Origin of the sequence: Novilysobacter erysipheiresistens, assembly GCF_036663935.1 — a bacterium.
GTDB lineage: Bacteria > Pseudomonadota > Gammaproteobacteria > Xanthomonadales > Xanthomonadaceae > Novilysobacter > Novilysobacter erysipheiresistens.
Map to the genome: position 1 here is coordinate 234,268 of NZ_JAXGFP010000007.1, position 18,201 is coordinate 252,468.

At 65.3% G+C, this 18,201-nt stretch carries 23 protein-coding genes; 9 read left to right on the forward strand and 14 right to left on the reverse strand.

What is annotated here, in order from left to right:
- Positions 1–10 precede the first annotated feature (10 nt).
- Both SNE34_RS13785 and SNE34_RS13790 read left to right on the forward strand, forming a co-directional pair.
- Positions 11–385: a PA2779 family protein gene (locus SNE34_RS13785; RefSeq protein ID WP_332618179.1), complete on the forward strand. Its 375-nt coding sequence runs from the start codon at positions 11–13 to the stop codon at positions 383–385.
- Positions 385–1,422, forward strand: coding sequence for a PA2778 family cysteine peptidase (locus tag SNE34_RS13790; protein ID WP_332618180.1), 1,038 nt, complete (start codon positions 385–387; stop codon positions 1,420–1,422). The genes SNE34_RS13785 and SNE34_RS13790 overlap by 1 nt, the downstream gene beginning before the upstream one ends.
- A 117-nt stretch (positions 1,423–1,539) precedes the next feature.
- Here the strand turns inward: SNE34_RS13790 and SNE34_RS13795 are convergent, their stop codons facing one another.
- Genes SNE34_RS13795 through SNE34_RS13805 form a run of 3 tightly spaced genes read right to left on the reverse strand, consistent with a single transcriptional unit; the run spans position 1,540 to position 3,647 of the window.
- Positions 1,540–2,025, reverse strand: a complete 486-nt coding sequence (locus SNE34_RS13795) for a DUF4426 domain-containing protein (RefSeq protein ID WP_332618181.1) — start codon at positions 2,023–2,025, stop codon at positions 1,540–1,542.
- Between the two features lie 49 nt (positions 2,026–2,074).
- Complete coding sequence (gene proC / locus SNE34_RS13800) at positions 2,075–2,920, reverse strand: pyrroline-5-carboxylate reductase (protein ID WP_332618182.1); 846 nt, start codon at positions 2,918–2,920, stop codon at positions 2,075–2,077.
- 22 nt (positions 2,921–2,942) lie between these two features.
- Positions 2,943–3,647, reverse strand: coding sequence for a YggS family pyridoxal phosphate-dependent enzyme (locus tag SNE34_RS13805; protein WP_425604550.1), 705 nt, complete (start codon positions 3,645–3,647; stop codon positions 2,943–2,945).
- 147 nt (positions 3,648–3,794) lie between these two features.
- Here SNE34_RS13805 and SNE34_RS13810 point away from each other — a divergent pair, with 147 nt between their 5' ends.
- Positions 3,795–4,832 (forward strand): type IV pilus twitching motility protein PilT, encoded by a 1,038-nt coding sequence (locus SNE34_RS13810; RefSeq protein WP_332618183.1) that lies wholly within the window; start codon positions 3,795–3,797, stop codon positions 4,830–4,832.
- A 51-nt stretch (positions 4,833–4,883) separates the two neighbouring features.
- Entirely contained in the window at positions 4,884–6,041 is a 1,158-nt protein-coding gene (locus SNE34_RS13815) for a PilT/PilU family type 4a pilus ATPase (RefSeq protein ID WP_332618184.1), read from the forward strand.
- Between the two features lie 10 nt (positions 6,042–6,051).
- Here the strand turns inward: SNE34_RS13815 and SNE34_RS13820 are convergent, their stop codons facing one another.
- The 3 genes from SNE34_RS13820 to SNE34_RS13830 all read right to left on the reverse strand — a co-directional run bounded on the left by SNE34_RS13820 (position 6,052) and on the right by SNE34_RS13830 (position 9,418).
- Positions 6,052–6,969: a DUF72 domain-containing protein gene (locus SNE34_RS13820; RefSeq protein ID WP_332618185.1), complete on the reverse strand. Its 918-nt coding sequence runs from the start codon at positions 6,967–6,969 to the stop codon at positions 6,052–6,054.
- 160 nt (positions 6,970–7,129) lie between these two features.
- Positions 7,130–7,684 (reverse strand): DNA-3-methyladenine glycosylase I, encoded by a 555-nt coding sequence (locus SNE34_RS13825; protein WP_332618186.1) that lies wholly within the window; start codon positions 7,682–7,684, stop codon positions 7,130–7,132.
- A 3-nt stretch (positions 7,685–7,687) separates the two neighbouring features.
- Positions 7,688–9,418: a dipeptidyl-peptidase 3 family protein gene (locus SNE34_RS13830; protein ID WP_332618187.1), complete on the reverse strand. Its 1,731-nt coding sequence runs from the start codon at positions 9,416–9,418 to the stop codon at positions 7,688–7,690.
- A gap of 83 nt (positions 9,419–9,501) precedes the next feature.
- Here SNE34_RS13830 and SNE34_RS13835 point away from each other — a divergent pair, with 83 nt between their 5' ends.
- Genes SNE34_RS13835 through SNE34_RS13845 form a run of 3 tightly spaced genes read left to right on the forward strand, consistent with a single transcriptional unit; the run spans position 9,502 to position 11,574 of the window.
- Positions 9,502–10,083, forward strand: a complete 582-nt coding sequence (locus SNE34_RS13835) for a YqgE/AlgH family protein (protein WP_332618188.1) — start codon at positions 9,502–9,504, stop codon at positions 10,081–10,083.
- Complete coding sequence (ruvX, locus tag SNE34_RS13840) at positions 10,080–10,616, forward strand: Holliday junction resolvase RuvX (RefSeq protein WP_332618189.1); 537 nt, start codon at positions 10,080–10,082, stop codon at positions 10,614–10,616. Before SNE34_RS13835 ends, ruvX begins: the two co-directional genes overlap by 4 nt.
- Before the next feature lie 16 nt (positions 10,617–10,632).
- Positions 10,633–11,574 carry an aspartate carbamoyltransferase catalytic subunit gene (locus SNE34_RS13845; RefSeq protein ID WP_332618190.1) on the forward strand — a complete coding sequence of 314 codons (942 nt, stop codon included), beginning with the start codon at positions 10,633–10,635 and terminating at the stop codon, positions 11,572–11,574.
- A gap of 25 nt (positions 11,575–11,599) precedes the next feature.
- On the opposite strand, the gene SNE34_RS13850 is transcribed toward SNE34_RS13845, so the two are convergent.
- From SNE34_RS13850 to SNE34_RS13875, 6 genes are all read right to left on the reverse strand, one after another.
- Entirely contained in the window at positions 11,600–12,466 is an 867-nt protein-coding gene (locus SNE34_RS13850; RefSeq protein WP_332618191.1) for a DNA ligase, read from the reverse strand.
- A 45-nt stretch (positions 12,467–12,511) separates the two neighbouring features.
- Positions 12,512–12,943, reverse strand: a complete 432-nt coding sequence (locus SNE34_RS13855; protein WP_332618192.1) for a hypothetical protein — start codon at positions 12,941–12,943, stop codon at positions 12,512–12,514.
- Positions 12,944–12,978: 35 nt separating this feature from the next.
- Positions 12,979–13,341 carry a DUF2628 domain-containing protein gene (locus tag SNE34_RS13860; RefSeq protein WP_332618193.1) on the reverse strand — a complete coding sequence of 121 codons (363 nt, stop codon included), beginning with the start codon at positions 13,339–13,341 and terminating at the stop codon, positions 12,979–12,981.
- 204 nt (positions 13,342–13,545) lie between these two features.
- On the reverse strand, positions 13,546–13,839 hold the full coding sequence (locus SNE34_RS13865; protein WP_332618194.1) for a hypothetical protein: 294 nt from the start codon (positions 13,837–13,839) through the stop codon (positions 13,546–13,548).
- Between the two features lie 19 nt (positions 13,840–13,858).
- The gene (locus SNE34_RS13870; RefSeq protein ID WP_332618195.1) at positions 13,859–14,152 is read right to left on the reverse strand and encodes a HigA family addiction module antitoxin; all 294 of its coding nucleotides are present in this window, start codon (positions 14,150–14,152) and stop codon (positions 13,859–13,861) included.
- Positions 14,152–14,439 (reverse strand): type II toxin-antitoxin system RelE/ParE family toxin, encoded by a 288-nt coding sequence (locus SNE34_RS13875; protein WP_332618196.1) that lies wholly within the window; start codon positions 14,437–14,439, stop codon positions 14,152–14,154. Before SNE34_RS13875 ends, SNE34_RS13870 begins: the two co-directional genes overlap by 1 nt.
- 33 nt (positions 14,440–14,472) lie before the next feature.
- Here SNE34_RS13875 and SNE34_RS13880 point away from each other — a divergent pair, with 33 nt between their 5' ends.
- Complete coding sequence (locus SNE34_RS13880) at positions 14,473–14,724, forward strand: type II toxin-antitoxin system Phd/YefM family antitoxin (protein ID WP_332618197.1); 252 nt, start codon at positions 14,473–14,475, stop codon at positions 14,722–14,724.
- A complete protein-coding gene (locus SNE34_RS13885; protein ID WP_332618198.1) occupies positions 14,721–14,975 on the forward strand; it encodes a Txe/YoeB family addiction module toxin in 255 nt (84 codons plus the stop codon). Before SNE34_RS13880 ends, SNE34_RS13885 begins: the two co-directional genes overlap by 4 nt.
- A 1,918-nt stretch (positions 14,976–16,893) precedes the next feature.
- Here SNE34_RS13885 and SNE34_RS13890 read toward each other — a convergent pair.
- Both SNE34_RS13890 and SNE34_RS13895 read right to left on the reverse strand, forming a co-directional pair.
- Positions 16,894–17,175, reverse strand: coding sequence for a hypothetical protein (locus tag SNE34_RS13890; RefSeq protein WP_332618199.1), 282 nt, complete (start codon positions 17,173–17,175; stop codon positions 16,894–16,896).
- A gap of 607 nt (positions 17,176–17,782) precedes the next feature.
- A complete protein-coding gene (locus SNE34_RS13895; RefSeq protein WP_332618200.1) occupies positions 17,783–18,130 on the reverse strand; it encodes a hypothetical protein in 348 nt (115 codons plus the stop codon).
- Positions 18,131–18,201: the final 71 nt, after the last annotated feature.

The window sequence follows — 18,201 nt, forward strand, 5'->3', positions numbered from 1 at the left end:
GGAGTCGCCCATGTTCCGCAAGTACGTAGCCACCCCGTTGCTGGCCGGTTCGCTGGCGCTGTCGATGGTCGTCAATCCGGCGGCCGCCAGCGTCATCAGCACTCAGCAGGCGCTGTCGGCGGAGATGCGCGCCAGCACCGAAGCCGATGTCCGCGCCTCGCTCGCGCGCGACGACGTGCGCCAGGCGATGCGGCAGTTGGGCGTCGATCCGGCCGACGCCGACACCCGCATCGCCGCGCTCAGCGATGCCGAACTGCTGCGCATGCAGGGCGAACTCGAGCAACTGCCGGCCGGCGGCGGCGCGCTGGCGGTGATCGGCGTCGTGTTCGTGGTGTTGCTGATCCTCGAACTGGTCGGCGTCATCAACATTTTCAACAGGGTCTGATGCCGCCAGTCGGCGTTTCCCGCGGCTCGACATCACGTGCGGCGGCGGGCCTCGTGCTCGCCGCCGCGCTGCTGTTGTCGCCGGCCTGCGCGACGATCAACCCGCCCTGGCAACTGGCGCCGCCGGGTGGGTCGGCCGACGCTTCGGTCGGCACTCCGGCCAAACCGGTGCACTTGGCCGACGTGCCGTTCTACCCGCAGGACGAGTACCAGTGTGGTCCCGCCGCACTGGCGACGGTGCTGGTCGACAGTGGCGTTTCGACCAGTCCCGAAGCGCTGGTGCCGCAGGTTTACCTGCCCGGTCGCGAAGGCAGCCTACAACTGGAACTGGTGGCGGCGATGCGTCGTGCCGGGCGCATTCCCTACGTGGTCGAACCGACCACCGACGCGTTGCTCGCCGAGTTGCACGCCGGACGGCCCGTGCTGGTATTGCAGAACCTGCTGGTCCGCAGCGCGCCGCGCTGGCATTACGCGGTGCTGGTTGGCACCGACCCGGAACGCAACGAGGTGATCCTCAACAGCGGCACCGAGCGCGGCCTGCAGGTGGCGGCGCCGAAGTTCCTGCGGACATGGGACTGGGCCGGGCGTTGGGGCCTGCTGGCCTTGCGACCCGGCGAGTTGCCGGCGCACGCCGAAGCGGTGGATTACCTTGCCGCGGTGGCGGACTTTGAAGCGGTGGCGGGCGCCGAGGCGGCGGCGCCTGCGTACCGAGCGGCGATCGAGCGCTGGCCGGACGATCCGCGCACCCATCTCGCGCTGGGCAACCACGCCTACGGCGATGGCGAGCATGTCGAGGCCGCGGCGCATTACCGCGGCGGCTTGGCGCTGGCGCCGAACGACCCGGTGCTGGGCAACAACTACGCAAGCGTGCTCGGCGAGCTCGGCTGCACGGCCGAAGCGCGTGCCGCGCTGGAAATCGCCCAAGCTGGTGCGACTGAGGGTCGCTGGCGCGAACAACTGGCGCAGACCGCGGCAGAACTGGCATCGAGCAAAGCCGAGCGCAGCCCATCCTGCCAGACGCTCACCGGAGCCCCCTAGAATTTTGCAGGAGCGACGTCAGTCGCGAACGCGCAGAGTCCGGAGCGATGTACAGGTCGCGACTGACGTCGCTCCACGGCCGAAGGAAGTACGCGGTCAGGCAACGGAGTTGCACCGCTACTGCGGGAAAAACTCGCGGCTGAACTGCATCGTCGAGGTCGGCTTGCCCTCGCGCGCGATCGACAACTCGAACGCCAGAGTGTCGGGCAGTGACACCGACACCGTGCCGACGTAGTCGACCAGCTCGCCGCTGTGCAGTTCGCGCATCTCGATCACCTGCTTCTGCCCGCGCAGGTCGGTCACGGACGCGGTGACCGACGCCGGCACCGAGGTTTCCGCGGCCGCCGGTCCTTGGCGCAGGCCGACCAGCAGCATCACGATCTCGTCGTCGCGCTCGATCCCGTATTGGCGGGCCACCACCTCGTTGAGCGCCGAGGTCTGGACCACGCTGGCGCGGATGGTGGTGTCGCCGGCCTGCAGGATGGCTTCCTGTGGCGCCGTCACTGGCGTCGCGACCCGTGGTGCGGGTTCGCTGTCGCAACCGGCAAGCGACAGCAGGGTCAACAGCAGGGCGCCGGCAAGCGTGCGGGGGGCAATGTGCATGGAAGCTCCTCGGGTGCGGCAGGTGCGGCGATCGGATGGGGCGGGCGAGTCAGTCATCGTTCGCGGCTGACAGTTCGCGGCCGCGTTCGGTGGCGGCGGTGATCGCGCGGTCGACCAGCTCGCGCAGGCCGCCGGCCTCGAAGGTCTCGATCGCAGCCTGGGTGGTGCCGCCGGGCGAGGTGACCTTGCGGCGCAGTTCCGCCGCGGTCTCGTCCAGCTCGGTCAGCATCTTCGCCGCACCGAGCAGGGTCTGGCTGGCCAGCTGGCGGGCAGTGTCGCTTGGCAGGCCCTGCTTCACGCCGGCGTCCTGCATCGCCTCGGCCAGCAGGAACACGTAGGCCGGTCCGCTGCCGGAGACCGCGGTGACCGCGTCCATCTGGGCCTCGTCGCTGATCCACACGGTCGGCCCGACCGCATCGAGCAATGTCGCCGCCTGCTCGCGCTGGGTGGCGTCGGTGCGCTCGTTGGCGAACAGGCCGGTGATGCCGGCGCCGAGCAGGGCGGGGGTGTTCGGCATTGCCCGCACCACCGCGACGTCGCCGCCGAGCCAATTGGACAACTGGCTGGAGGTGATGCCGGCGGCGACCGAGATCGCGACCGGCCGGTTGGTTTGGGCCACCGGCGTCAACTCGCCGCAGACCGTGCGCATGACCTGCGGCTTGACCGCCAGCAGCCACACCGACGCGCCTTCGACGGCCTCGGCCGCGGTGGCGAAGCAGGGCACGTCGAAATCGGTCTTCAGCGCCTCGCGCAAGGCCGCCACCGGCTCGGCGACCCGCACCCGCGCCGGATCGGCGCCGCGCGCGATCATCCCGCCGATCAGGCTGCGCGCCATGTTGCCGCCGCCGATGAAGGCGACGACCGGGGAGTCGGTCGGGTTGGCTGGGCTGGTCATGGCGTGGGGCCTTTGGTACGAATCAGCGCCCAGTGTAAGAGGGCGCGGCGGGTGGTGCCGGCCGGGAGCCGAACAGGGCGGTGCCGATGCGCACCATCGTCGCGCCCTCGGCGATCGCGATCGCGGCGTCGCTGCTCATGCCCATCGACAGGGTGTCCACGCCAGGATGGTGCTCGCGCAGCGCGTCGAACAGTGCGCGGCTGCGGCGGAATGCGGGGCGCCCCAGTTCCGGGTCGTCGTGCGGGGTCGGGATCACCATCAGCCCGCGCAGACGCAACATCGGCTCGCCCGCGATCGCTGCCGCCAGCGCTTCGACCTCGTCCGGCCGGCAACCGTGCTTGCTGGCCTCGTCGTCGATGTTGACCTGGACCAGCACGTTCAGCGGCCCGCGCGCAGGATCGCGGTGTCGGGCCAGCGCCGCGACCAGCTTGGCCCGGTCGACGGTCTGCACCCAGTCGAACAGTGCCGCCGCTTCGCGCGCCTTGTTCGACTGCAGGTGGCCGATCAGGTGCCATTCCAGGCCGGCCGGCGCCTCTTGCCCGGCCGACACAGGGCTGGCGCGCCCCAGCTCGGCCTGCTTGGCCGCGGCCTCCTGCACGTAGTTCTCGCCGAACGCGCACTGGCCGAGCGCCGCCAGCGCCGCAACCGCGGCGGCCGGCTGGGTCTTGCTGACCGCGAGCAGGCGCGGCGGCGGCCGGCCGGCGTCGCGCGCCGCGTTATCCAGCATTCGGGAGATGGCATTCAGGGCATGGGTCTGCACGTCGATTGATCCTGTGATGGCGGGCTGGATTGACGATGCGGGTCCGGGGCTATACTGCCGCGCAGGGGGGCTGGCTTGCCAGCCACACATCATTTGCAGTGCAGGGGAGCACGCATGGATATCGCCGAACTGTTGGCGTTCTCGGTCAAGAACAAGGCATCCGACCTGCACCTGTCGGCCGGCATGCCGCCGATGATCCGGGTCGACGGCGACGTGCGCCGGATCAACATCCCGGCGCTGGACCACAAGGCGGTGCATGCGCTGGTCTACGACATCATGTCGGACAAGCAGCGGCGCGACTTCGAGGAATTCCTCGAGGTCGACTTCTCGTTCGAGATCCCCGGGCTGGCGCGCTTCCGCGTCAACGCGTTCAACCAGAACCGTGGTGCCGGCGCGGTGTTCCGCACGATTCCGTCGGACATCCTCTCGCTTGAGGACCTCGGCACGCCGCGGATCTTCAAGGAGCTGATCGACCAGCCGCAGGGCCTGATCCTGGTCACCGGGCCGACCGGTTCGGGCAAGTCGACCACGCTGGCGGCGATGATCGACCACATCAACAAGAACGAGTACGCGCACATCCTCTCGGTCGAGGATCCGATCGAGTTCGTGCACACCTCGCAGAAGTGCCTGATCAACCAGCGCGAGGTCCACCGCGACACCCACGGCTTCAACGAGGCGCTGCGCTCGGCACTGCGCGAGGACCCCGACTACATCCTGGTCGGCGAGTTGCGCGACCTCGAGACCATCCGCCTGGCGCTGACCGCGGCCGAAACCGGCCACCTGGTGTTCGGCACCCTGCACACCTCGTCGGCGGCCAAGACCGTCGACCGCATCATCGACGTGTTTCCTGCCGGCGAGAAGCCGATGGTGCGCTCGATGTTGTCGGAATCGCTGCGCGCGGTGATCTCGCAGGCGCTGCTGAAGAAGGTCGGCGGCGGCCGCACCGCGGCCTGGGAAATCATGGTCGGCACCCCGGCCATCCGAAACCTGATCCGCGAGGACAAGGTCGCGCAGATGTATTCGTCGATCCAGACCGGTCAGCAGGCCGGAATGATGACCCTGGACCAGCACTTGCAGGACCTGGTCAAGCGCGGCCTGATCCTGCGCCCGCAGGCGCGCGAGTACGCCAAGGACAAGCGCCTGTTCGACTGAGCCTGACAGCAGCCGGCGGACATCGGGTCCGGCGGCAAGGGGAAGACCGTTATGAGCACCACCACCAGCAGCACTGCCGGCAGCGGCATCGACTTCACCTCGTTCCTCAAGTTGATGGCGCACCAGAAGGCGTCCGACCTGTTCATCACCGCCGGCATGCCGCCGTCGATGAAGGTCAACGGCAAGCTGTCGCCGATCACCCAGAACCCGCTGACGCCGCAGCAGAGTCGCGACCTCGTGCTCAACGTGATGAACCCGATGCAGCGCGAGGAGTTCGAAAAGACCCACGAGAGCAACTTCGCGATCGGTGTCGCCGGCGTCGGCCGCTTCCGCGTGTCGTGCTTCTACCAGCGCAACCAGGTCGGCATGGTGCTGCGCCGGATCGAGACCAAGATCCCGAGCATCGAGGAGCTGAGCCTGCCGCCGGTGATCAAGACCCTGGCGATGACCAAGCGCGGCATCATCATCTTCGTCGGCGCCACCGGCACCGGTAAGTCGACCTCGCTGGCGGCGATGATCGGCTACCGCAATCAGAATTCGACCGGCCACATCATCACGATCGAGGACCCGATCGAGTTCGTGCACAAGCACGAGGGCTGCATCATCACCCAGCGCGAGGTCGGCATCGACACCGACAGCTGGGAGAACGCGCTCAAGAACACCCTGCGCCAGGCGCCGGACGTGATCATGATCGGCGAGGTGCGTACCCGCGAGGGCATGGACCACGCGATCGCGTTCGCCGAAACCGGCCACTTGGTGCTGTGCACGCTGCACGCCAACAACGCCAACCAGGCGATGGACCGGATCATCAACTTCTTCCCCGAGGATCGCCGCAACCAGCTGCTGATGGACCTGTCGCTGAACCTCAAGGGCGTAGTCGCGCAGCAGCTGATCCCGACTCCGGATGGCAAGAGCCGCCGGGTCGCGATGGAGATCCTGCTGGGCACGCCGCTGGTGCAGGACTACATCCGCGACGGCGAGGTGCACAAGCTCAAGGAAGTGATGAAGGAATCGGTGCAGTTGGGCATGAAGACCTTCGACCAGGCCCTGTTCGAGCTGTACCAGGCTGGCGAGATCAGCTACGAGGACGCCCTGCGTTACGCCGACTCGCAGAACGAAGTCCGCCTGCGGATCAAGCTCGCCCAGGGCGGCGACGCCAAGACCCTGTCGCAGGGCATGGACGGGGTCGAGGTCGCGGAGATCCGCTGATCGCGCGCCCCTACAAATGTCCGGACACTGGCACCACGTCTTCGCGCGCCGGACAGGGGACCGGTAGGCCGAGCTTTTCCATGAGCACCTGCGCATCGAACGGTGCATGCACCTTCACGTCGTTATCGAAGTAGCAATACACATCGCGCGACGCCCGCTTTGATGCCCGTCCGTCGATCCGCACCGCGTCGTCCGGCTCGCCGCCTTCGCTCCAGAGCCGTATGCGTTTTGCCCACCGCGCCAGCGCGTCATCCGTATAGCCGCTGACGTACAGCTCGGCGGCGCCATGCAGGCGCAGGTACATGAAGTCCGCGGTGACATCCTCCAGGTACGGCCACTTGCCGGCCGTGTCGGCGACCACCAGTGCGACGCGGTGGCGTCGCAGCAGGCGGATGAACTGCGGGTCGCAGAAGCTGGGATGACGCACTTCGATCGCATGCTTCAGCCTACGGTTGCGGTCGATCGCCAGCGCACTGCGGCCGCGCATCCGCGCCACGTCGCGGCGACGCGCCAGCGATAGTGCAGTCTCGGTGTCGCGCGGCAGCGCACCCAGGAATTCCCCCAGCAACGCGGCATCGAACTTGAAGTTCGGCGGCAGTTGCCACAGCAGCGGCCCGAGCTTCGGACCCAGTCGCAGCAGTCCTGACGCGAGGAAGTTGGCCATCGGCCTGGCCACTTCGCGCAGCCGGCGGATGTGGGTGATATAGCGCGGCCCCTTCACCGCGAAGATGAAGTCGGACGGGGTGGCATCGTGCCAGGCCGAGTAACTGTCCGGCGACTGCAGCGAATAGAACGAGCCGTTCAATTCGATGGTCGGGAAGCAGCCCGACGCGTGTTCCAGTTCCCGCCGTTGCACCAGCCCCGGCGGATAGAACACGCCGCGCCACGGCGCGTAACGCCAGCCGGAGATGCCGATCCGCACGGTCATGCCGCGAGCGTGGCTCCCGAGCTGTTCAAACCCTGTGTAGAGCGCAAGGTTGTCTGCCAACGCGCGCTCTTCGTAGGAGCGGCTTTAGCCGCGATCTGAAATCGTTCGCCCGCGCCGGCTACCCATCGCGGCTGAAGCCGCTCCTACAAGGGCCCAAGACTCAGGTTGGCAGCGACCAGGGCGCCCCGGCTGCCACCGTGCGCTCAAACACCGGGCAATCCTCCCGATGTGCACCGCGCAGGTAACCCAGGCTCATCAGGAACTCGCCTGTGATCTCGCCGCCGGTGAAGCGGAACGTCCGCTTGAACAGCTTCACCCAGCCCGGTTTGTCGCGCCGGGCGCTATCGCACATCACATGCGCGTCGAGCCACCCTGAAAAGCTCCCATGCGATCCACGCAACTGCTGGATCACCCGCGCATTGTGGATCGCGGCGTCGATCTTCAGGCGATTCCGGATGATGCCGGCATCGGCGAGCAGGCGCGCCCGCTCCGCTTCCCCGTAGGCCGCGATCGTGTCGACATCGAAGCCGTCGTAGGCGAGGCAGAAACCTTCGCGCTTGCGCAGCATCGTTTCCCAGCTCAGGCCGGCCTGGTTGATCTCCAGCAGCAAGCGCTCGAACAACACCGCCTCGTCGCGTTGGACGAAGCCGTATTCCTCATCGTGATACGGCCCGTGCAACGGATGTCCCGGGGCGCTGTCGCAATAGCCGGACATGCCTCAGCCGCCGGAGGCGGGGTTGGACGCGTTGGCGTATTCCGACAACCCCAGCACGTCCAGTCCCTGTTCGAACCGGACATCGATCGGGATCCCCGCCGCATCCAGCTTCGCCAGGTCCGCCTCCAACTCCGGCTTGATGATTCCGATCGTGTCGGTCATGCGCTTGGCCTCGGCGTAATCGCCGTCGCCCTGCACGGTCAGCAGCTTCGCGCTGAGCGAGTTCATCGCCTCGCGCATCTTGTCGAAATCGACCCGGTACTTGCCGGTTTCCGGGTCGCGGCTGAACGCACCGGCGTCGGCGAAATAGTTGAACCGCAGCATGTTGGCCTTGCCGTGCGCGTCGCTGGCGCCGAAGCGCACCGAGCGCATGATCCCGGCGAGGAAGGTCACGTAGGCGTCCATCAGCTCGCTCTCCTCCAGCTCGCCCTGGCGGCTCAGCGCGTCGACCATGTACAGGCCGAGGATGTCGGCCTTGCCTTCCTCGAAGCTCGACGCGTACTCCTTCAGCGCGTCGCTGACCGTGCCCTCGCCATCGAGGGTGTTCTTGATCCCGAGCCCGTGCGCGACCTCGTGGAACATGGTGTTACCGAAGAACGCATCGAAGGTCACGTGCTTGAGCTGGTCGTCGGCAATCAGCAACCGGGCGATCGGCACCAGGATCTTGTCGAACTTGGCCCGCATGACGTTCTCCAGCTGCAGCCGCCGGGTGCCCTTGGCCAGTTGCACCGCCTCGTCGTTGGGCAGGTTGATCGCGATGGTTTTGGCGCCGACGTTGGCGTTGCCGCCGTAGTACACCGCCTCGTAGGCGCCGAGGTCGGCGTCGGAGCCGGGAGTCTCGGCCTTGTACTTCGCATCCACCGGCAGGCCCTGCTGCAGGGCCGGCAGGAACGCCGCGAAGCGGGCGAGTTTGTCGCTCCATTCCTGGTTCTTGATCAGCACCAGCCCCTCGTACGACGCCTTGTAGCCGAACAACTGGTCGTCGTAGGTCTCGATCGGGCCGATCACGATGTCGACCGGGTTGCTCTTCATCTCCATCCAGGCCATGTCGCTGGCGCGGAACTCGTCGTCGAGCAGCGCGTCGGCGCGCATCTCGAGGTACTCGGCGAAGCTGTCGTCGTCGCTGAGCCCGGCGGCCTCGCGCAGCAGCGCGGCGGCGCGCTCGAGATCGGCGCGGTACGCGTCGTGGTACGGCACCGTGACCAGTTCGCCCTCCTCGCGGCGGAGCAGGGTGTAGTGCGAGGTCTTGTCGGGCAGGTCGGCGGCGGCGAACGCGGCCTTGCTCATGTCGACCGGGTAGAACGTGCCACCCGGTGGGCGCGGCGGCACGCCGTCGATGAACGGCGTGTCCTCGTTGAGGCGGTCCCAGGGGCCGTAGTTGATCCGGACCAGTTCGCGGGTGGCCTCGTCCGGCGCGCGTTCGAGCAGGGCCTCGCGGCCGCCGTCCCATGACTGCTGCCACCACAGGTCGTCCATCACCGCAGAGGCCTGCACCAGCTTGGCGATCATGCGCTTGCCGCGCTCGTCGAATGCCGACAGGTCGGCGTTCAGCGGCACCACCGCGTAGTCGCCGGCATGGGCTTCGGCGTAGCTCTGGTCGCTCGTTTTTGGGGCGTCGGTACTGGCCGTCGGGTTGGTGTCGGAGGTGCCCGGCTGGCAGCCGGCCAAGGCCAGGCCGGCAAGGCAGGCGAGGGTCAGCAGGCGCGGTACGCGGGCGGCGGCGAAAGCGGGCATGGGCAACTCCGATGGGGCTGAACCGCCAATCCTACGCCCACCCTCACGGCGCGTATCCATGGGCGCCGCGATAGAATGGCGCCATGCCTGAAACGCCCACCTCCATCGTCCCGACCCAGCTGGCCAACCAGTTGCTGATTGCGTTGCCGTCGCTGGCGGAAACCAATTTTTCGCGCAGCGTGGCGCTGATCTGCCAGCACGACGCCGACGGTGCGATGGGCATCGTGGTCAACCGCCCCTCCGAGTACACGCTCGGCGAAGTGCTCGGGCAGATGGGCCTGGAAGGTGGCGACGACGCGATGCGCGGGCAGGTCGTCCTGGCCGGCGGGCCGGTGCATCCCGAGCGCGGCTTCGTCCTGCATGACGGTGGGATGCAATGGGACTCGACCCTGGCGATCACCGACGCGCTGTTCTTGACCACCTCGCGCGAGATCCTGGAATCGATGGCCCGTGGCGAAGGACCGGCCCACGCGGTGGTCGCGCTGGGCTGCGCCGGCTGGAATTCCGGGCAATTGGAGCAGGAGCTGAGCGAGAACGACTGGCTGACCGCACCGGCCGATGCCGAGCTGTTGTTCGACCTGCCGCTGGACGCACGCTGGCATGCCGCGGCCGGACGCATCGGAGTCGACTTCGCCCACTTGGCCGACTACTCCGGCCACGCATGAGCACGGCCGCGACCACTGTCGACCAACCGGGCCCGACCCCGATCCGTCGCGATGGCACCGTGCTCGGTTTCGATGTCGGTTCGCGTCGGATCGGTGTCGCCGTCGGCAGCGCGTTCGGCCACCACGCCCGCGCGCTGGCGGTGATCGACGTCCATGGCCACGGCCCCGACTGGGTAGCACTGGATCGCCTGCGTCAGGAGTGGCGGCCCGACGGCCTGATCGTCGGCGACCCGCTGACGCTGGATGATGGCGACCAGCCCGCGCGAGTACGTGCCCACGCCTTCGCCCGCGAACTGCACGCGCGCTACAAGATGCCGGTGGTGCTGGTCGACGAGCGCGCCAGCTCGATCGAGGCCGCGCAACGTTTCGCCAGCGACCGCGCCCAGGGCCGCAAGCGCCGCCGCGATGCCGACGCGCTAGACGCGGTCGCCGCGGCGGTGATCGTCGAGCGCTGGCTGGCCGCGCCCGACGATGCCGTCGACATTACCCAACTTGCCGCCCGGCCCGCCGCCAATCCCGATCGCCCGACCTGAGCCGTCGAAGGACCGCATGACCCACCTCGCCGACACCCCGCGCGCACTGCAGCACCTGCTGACGCTCGAGCACCTGCCGCGCATCCAGCTGATTGACCTGCTCGACCGCGCCCAGCACTTCGCCGACGGCCACGACGACCGCCAGGCGCTCGCCGGCACCGCGATCTGCACGTTGTTCTTCGAGCCGTCCACCCGCACCCGGCTGAGCTTCCAGCTCGCCGCCCAGCGGCTCGGCGCCGACGTGCTCAACTTCGACGTCTCGACCTCCTCGACCCGCAAGGGCGAGACCGCTCGCGACACCCTCAAGACCATCGAGGCGATGGGCGTGCGCGGCTTCATCGTCCGCCACCAGGACGACGGCGCCGTCGCCGCCCTGGCCGAAGCCGCCAACCCCGGCACCGCGCTGGTCAACGCCGGCGACGGCCGCAGCGCGCACCCGACCCAGGGCCTGCTCGACATGCTGACCCTGCGGCAGGCCAAGGGCGACGACTTCAGCCGGCTCAAGGTGCTGATCGTCGGCGACGTCCTGCATTCGCGGGTCGCCCGCTCCGACCTGCACGCACTGCGCGCGCTCGGCACTGGCGAGATCCGCGTCTGCGGCCCGCAAACCCTGCTGCCCGACGACGCCACCCTCGACGGCTGCAGCGTCGGCCACGACCTCGATGCCGCGCTCGACGGCGTCGACGCGGTGATGATGCTGCGCCTGCAACGCGAACGCATGGACGACGGCCTGATCGCCTCACTCGACGATTACCACCGCGACTACGGCCTGACCGCCGCGCGCCTGGGTCGTGCGGCCGCGGACGCCGTGGTCCTGCATCCCGGCCCGATCAATCGCGGCATCGAGATCACTGACGAGGTCGCCGACGGCCCGCAATCGCTGGTGCTCAGGCAGGTCGGCAACGGCGTCGCCGCGCGGATGGCGGTGCTGGAAGCGCTGCTGTCCGGGAACCGCTAGGGCCCGACACGCGCTCCGGCCGCGCTCACTCCGGATCCGGCGGCGGCAACAGGTGGCGGACGCGGAGGAATCGCGCGAACCGCGGCACGCCGTTCGGGGTCAGCCCGTTGTAGCGATAGGTCACGTAGGTCCCCAGCGCCGGCGGGTCCGCGCGCTGCGCGTCGGTGAAACCGCTGCCGAGCCGGAACCGCAGCCCATCCGCCCGCTCCACGACCAGCGCACCGAGCATGCCCGCATACTTCCCGCGTCCGGCGGTGTGTCCCACCACCCGCGCCTCTGCGTCCTCGTAGGGCTTGTACTTGAGCAGGTCATCGCTGCGACCGACCCGGTAGCGGGCATCGCGATGATGCAGCATCAGCCCCTCGCCGCCGGCCGCGACGACCGCATCAAGGCGCTCATCGAGACTGGCGGCATCCGTGCCGGGCTGCTGCGCCACCGGCTGCAGCCAGGCGATGCCGGCGGCCGCCAGCAGCGTCCGCATCCGCATCACGCGTGCCTCGAAAGGCCCGCCGTCGCCGGGCAGGTCGAACACCATGAAACGCACCTGCCGCCAGCGCTCGTCGGCCGGCGCCAGCGCGCGTACCAGACCGCTGACCTCATCGAACCGTCCACGTCCCAGCCACAGTTCGCCATCCATCGGCACCTTCGGCCAGCCACGGGTGAACCACGCGGGCGCGTTGACCGGATAGCCGCCACGGGTGCGCAGGGCATGCCCGTCCCAATGTCCCCGGACACCGTCGAGCTTTTCGCTGACCCAGTAATCCGATACCTCGACCCCGGCCCCGTAGCTCGTGGCCAGCATCAGTCGCGGTGGGGTGGCGTCGGTCGCCGCCGACGGCGGTGAAACCGGTGACAGCAGGCACAGCAGCAGCCAGGCAATACGCAGGTTCATCGACTCTTCCTTGAGTACTCATCCGTCAGCCAGTGTTGTCGCGCATCACAAGCGCGACCAGACCTGCAGAAGTCCGACCAGGTGGATCAGGCCGAAGCCAAGGCAGGTTGCAGAACTCCAAAACCAGAACGCGGCGCTGTTGCCCGGGAAGTACGCCATGAGCGGAACGAAGGCCACGCCGCGCAACAGGTAGACGCCCGTGATGGCGCACAACGCCAGCCGGGTCAGCGGCAACCGGCGGATGGCCCCGGCGCCGGACAGCGCATAGGCAGACCACACCAGGAGCATGGCGGCAATGGCCAAGGTGACTGCCGGGGGATACCAGTGGCCGGCCAGATCCAGTTGCGCCATCCGTTCGCCAGCACCGAGAAACCGGTACCAGGGCGCACCGAAGACGATGCAGCCAAGGTGCAACAGCGCGGCGAGAACGCCAAGTGCAGCGCCGGCGACCAGAAATCTGTTGGGAGTCCGTTCCATGTTCTTCCCGTTCGGCTTGAACGAATTGTTGGGCCTCAAACCCACGGGCTTTCTGACAACACGACCTTCTTGTAGTAACTGATGTTGGCGCGCATGGCGTAGACCGCTGCGAACCCATAGCCGACGGCACGGCCAAACCTGCCTAGGCCAACGGCTTCCATGATGAGTACGCAGGCAATTGCGAGGAGAACGTAAACGACCGTCTGACGCCAAAGGCCTTTTGCCAGGAAGTAGAACGGCCCCAAGAAGAATGCAATCCAGTTGAACTGGACACCGCGGCGCTCCGCGGGGGGCAAACTGCGAAACTTCGGCAAGTCCGGGCCTCCAGCGCGTTCAATAGCTCTGAATCGATCCTTCCACGTGTCCGATACGTCGAGCCTGGCGATCGGGTCAACCATTCGTGCGGTCGACGCGGGGGACGCGGCGGGACGGTCAGCCGGCGCGAAGGATGGGTGAGAGTTGTATGGGTCCATGACGGTGAATCTCCGTTGTTGAGGCCTAACGCCTGAGTTAATCCGAACTGCGTAGTGGAGCCAAAGGCATGGCAAGCTTTACCTGCCATGCCTTTGGTGTAACGAAGTAGTTTCGGCTTGAACGAATTGTTAGGCCTCAGCCCGCTTGTAGTGAGCATATATTAGCCACCACGCGATGGCGCCAAGAACGCCAAAGGTCATTGAAAACCACGCGGCGTAAATTGGCATGAAGCTAATAGTGGAGGATTTGGCAAGATAAGGCATGATCAGTAAAGACGACACGTAGCTCAGGACCAAAATGCCGGCAACTAATGCAAATCCGAAGACCCGGGTGCGTCGCCAAATAAGAATGAGTAGTACAACGCTAGCAATCGCGGCGCAATACTGAATAGTCTTTGGCAAGAAGTAAAATACGAATTCCATGGTCTACCCCTGAGGCCTGTTAGGCCGCGGCCAACGTAAGCTTGCTTACCCGCTGCAAGTTGACGTGCTGTCGTGCCACCCAAAGATCATGCGCATCCTGCATGGCAAGCCAACTCTCTGGCGAGCGACCAATGGCTTTGGACAAGCGTAGCGCCATCTCCGGAGTGACCCGGCTCGTGCCCTTGAGGATGCGACTGAGCGTGGAGGCAGCTACGTCCAGCTTTTCTGCGAGCTCGCGGCCGCTGATGCCGTTGGGCTCAAGATAGATGTCAATGATGAACTCGCCCGGGTGGGGAGGGTTGTGCATAGCCATTAGTGATAGTCCTCGTAGTCTAGGACGTAGGCGTTCCCATCTTGGAACTCGAACGTCAGCCGCCAATTGCCATTGACCGTTACGGACCAGCGTCCGCGCATTTGCCCTTTGAGCGGGTGCAGCCGGAACCCGGGGATGTCCATGTCCTCGACAGCCTGCGCAGTGTCCAACGCAGCGAGTTGCATCCGAAGCCTCTTGGCATGAGTTGCCTGAATCCCTGAGGTGCTGCCTGTCTCAAAGAGCTGGCGCAGTCCTTTGTGCCGGCCCCTTGACTCCGGGCCGTTCATGTTGTACAAATATACGTACAACTGGAGACAGCTATGGATGTGATCACTTACAGCGCCGCACGAGCCAAATTGGCCGACACCATGGACCGCGTTTGCGGCGACCACGAGCCTATCATCATCACCCGCAGTGGCCAGCAGGCCGTTGTGATGATGGCGCTCGATGACTTTAAGGCGCTGGAGGAAACCTCCTACCTTCTGCGCAGCCCCAAGAACGCTCAGCGTTTGCTTGAGGGCATTGCAGCTCTTGAGTCTGGGAAGGGCAAAGAACGGAACTTGGCCGAGTGAGGCTGGTCTTCTCCGAGCAAGCCTGGGAAGACTATTTGTATTGGCAGAAGATCGACAAGAAGCTGGTGAAGCGCATCAACGGCCTGATCAAAGAGATCACCAGGACGCCGCATACAGGGACGGGGAAGCCAGAGCCGCTTAAGCATGCGCTGTCCGGCTACTGGTCGCGACGCATCAATGATGAGCACCGAATCGTCTACAAAGTGGTGGATGACTCGCTGTTTATCGCCCAGTTGCGATATCACTACTGACGGCACCTAACGCCTGAGTTAAGCCGACCTGCGTAGCGTAGCCGGCAACATGGCAAGCTTTACCTGCCATGTTGCTGGTGTAGCGAAGCAGGTTCGGCTTGAACGAATTGTTAGGCGGCTACGACGACCATGCCTTGCCGCTCTTTGGGTCCACGATATAGGTCTTTTCTGAAGATCCACCGCGGTACTCAACACACCGAACCTCAAGTGCACCCGAGCGCACTTCCAGTGCGCGGATGCTAACTACCTCAGCGCATAAAAGGTCATTCAGATTGAGTATAAGTGCGGCAGTCTCTTTCGCGTCATTTGATACGATGGTTTCGGGCGCGCTGGAAACGGCGGCTTTCTCAGTTGCGTTAGTTGCGTGAGGTGTTGTGCTTGAAGCGCTTGTAGCGATCCTAAACATAAGAACGGCAAATATGGTAAGAAGAATTGTAAGGGTTATCCATGCAGCGCGACTTTTGGGTTCTTCCCCGAGAGCTAGGGCCGTCTGAACCATTGGGACACCGCAACCGGGACAGAACCGGGCCTGGGCGCTGATTTCCCGGGAGCATTCGTTGCATTTAATCAAGGCCATGTTAATCCTCACTTGCCGCCTAACACCTGAGTTAAGCCGCGCCGCGAAGCGGCGTCGGCTTGAATGAATTGTTAGGGCGCTGGCAGCAGCCCAAGCAAAGCAATATCTTGCGCGCGAACCACTCCGCCTGCCGCCACCTTGTGCCCAGCCACCTCTAGCTCTCGCACTAGACGGGACAAGCGCCACACCTGGCGAAAAGGGCTGGGCAGAACAATTGCAAGAAGCACGGCAGGAAGCAACCAGGCCCAAGGTGACACTTGACCCTGTGCAAAGTAGCCAGCCCCGACGAGCAAAAGACCCAGCCCCAGCATGAGCCCACCAAGCTGCGCGCCATGCCACGCCATAATGCGACGACACTCGATAGCAGCCGCCACCCCAGAGCGAATGTCCTGAACTGTCAGTGGCTTAATCGTATCCATAGCGGCCTAACGCCGGAATTAAGCCGACCCGCAACGCGCAGACCGGGTGCCGATGCAGCGCCGCTTGCGACGTGAATCAACGAAGCGACGAAGCGGGTTCGGCTTGAATGACTTGTTATGCGGTGTGGCCCCGTTCGCTGGCAAACCTTGCAAGACGCCCGCCCCGGAACCCCGCGGTGAGCCGAAACAGTAGCAGCTTGCCGCGCCGATGTACCCGGAGATGGCTCCCGAATGATTGCGCTGCGCACTGCAAGCCAGGCCAACTTGCCGAAGCGCGGAGGACGGGATGTGACGTTCCGTCCGAAGTCCTGGCGCCCGGCGCCGGCGTGCGATCAGTCCGCGGCTAACTACACACACGGACGTTGTGGCCGAAGGAGACAAGCCGATGCAGAGCTCTCCGCCACGCAACGCATAACGCCGGAATTAAGCCGACCCGCAACGTGCCGATCGGGAGCCGATGCGACACCACCAACGACACACTTGAATGATGCGATGAAGCGGGTTCGGCTTGAATGACTTGTTATACGGTGCTGCCCGGGATGCTGCGACCGTTGCCGACGCCACACACCGAGAACCCGTACTCCCCGAACACTACCAGCCGCGATGACCGTGGCTCTACCGTGAACGCTTGAAGCGTACCGCAACCGAAGCCGCCGAGAACGATTACGCGATGCACCCCACGTTGCTACTTGCCGAAGCGGTGCTGCGCCAGTGACGGCGGCGGTGCCGAGGCACCTCTGTCCGGAGCCGACCCTCTACGCTGCGACGATGTTGCCGAAGGAACAAGCCGCATAGCTGTTTGAGCAGTACCGTATAACGCCTGAATTAAGCCGACCCGCAACCTGCTGGTCGGTGAGTTGTGGCAATGGAGCAACGATACATTTGAGCCAAGTGACGAAGCGGGTTCGGCTTGAATGAATTGTTAGGCCTCTTTGGCGACGACCTGCAAAAGCTCTGCTTTGACGCCCGGCCCGACGTTGACCCACCCAGTGCTGGCAACAGGAAACAACTCACAGTCTTGCTCTCTTGCCGCAGCGAGGATCTGCTGAAACCAACGAGCGTAAGACCAATCCCGCGGTGCGGGTGAGTGCAGTGAGGAGCGCGACGCGTCCCATTGGACCTCCATGGCCTCGCGATAGATGAAAGGGAACGATCGGGAAGCCGGGACTACGTGGAGTTGCCCCGCGTCGTCGATCTCAATCACGTCAATCGCATCTCTGTCCATGAGGCCTAACGCCAGAGTTAAGCTGACCCGCGATGGATCGGCTAGCGAAGCGATGTTAGCGCAGACTCGCCCGAAGGCATGGAGCCACGAAGCGGGTTCGGCTTGAACGACTGGTTAGGGTGCAGCCGATACGATCCGCTCGGCCGTACCGGCCGGCGAAGGGGCAGTGCGGCTTTCGCGAATCACCCCGGCCGGACTCGCGCCTAACGGCGCCAGGAAAAGCGGTGCAACCCAAGCCTGCAAAGCACGCTTTGCGCGCTTGGGTTGCACCGCTTTTCTAGCAGCCCGCTCGCCATTCAGTCGATCGGCGGACGCCGCCTTGGGCCGTCTGATAATTCTGACAGTAGCCGTGTCCGCCGCGAGAAACTCCGGCGCTGCAGCCTAACGCCTGAGTTAAGCCGACCTGCGTAGCGGAGCCAACAACATGGCAAGCTTTTCCTGCCATGTTGTTGGTGTAGCGAAGTAGGTTCGGCTTGAACGAATTGTTAGGCGCCCCGGCCGACGATGGCACGGACGCCTTTGTTGATTTGGTTGACGCCAAAGAATACAAGCACGGCTCCCGCNTAGGTTCGGCTTGAACGAATTGTTAGGCGCCCCGGCCGACGATGGCACGGACGCCTTTGTTGATTTGGTTGACGCCAAAGAATACAAGCACGGCTCCCGCGACGACACCAGCAGCGAAGAGCCCAGCCCGAGGCCAAAAGTCTGGGCGGCCCGGCTGCTCACCGACGACGACAATGCCAATGAAGAACACCGGCATAAGGGTCCCGAATGCGATGTTGGTAACTGCCGCTGCAGCCCACAGAGCCTCTTTGGCCTTTGACCACGAGTTCTGGTTGAACTTGCGAATGGCTTGGAACAGGAACCCCGAAGCAATGGACAAGCCACTCACATAGCCAGCACCAAAAAGAACAACGATTTCGACAGTCTTCATGGGGGCCTAACGCCTGAGTTAAGCCGACTTGCGTAGCGTAGCCGACAACGTGGCAAGCTTTACCTGCCACG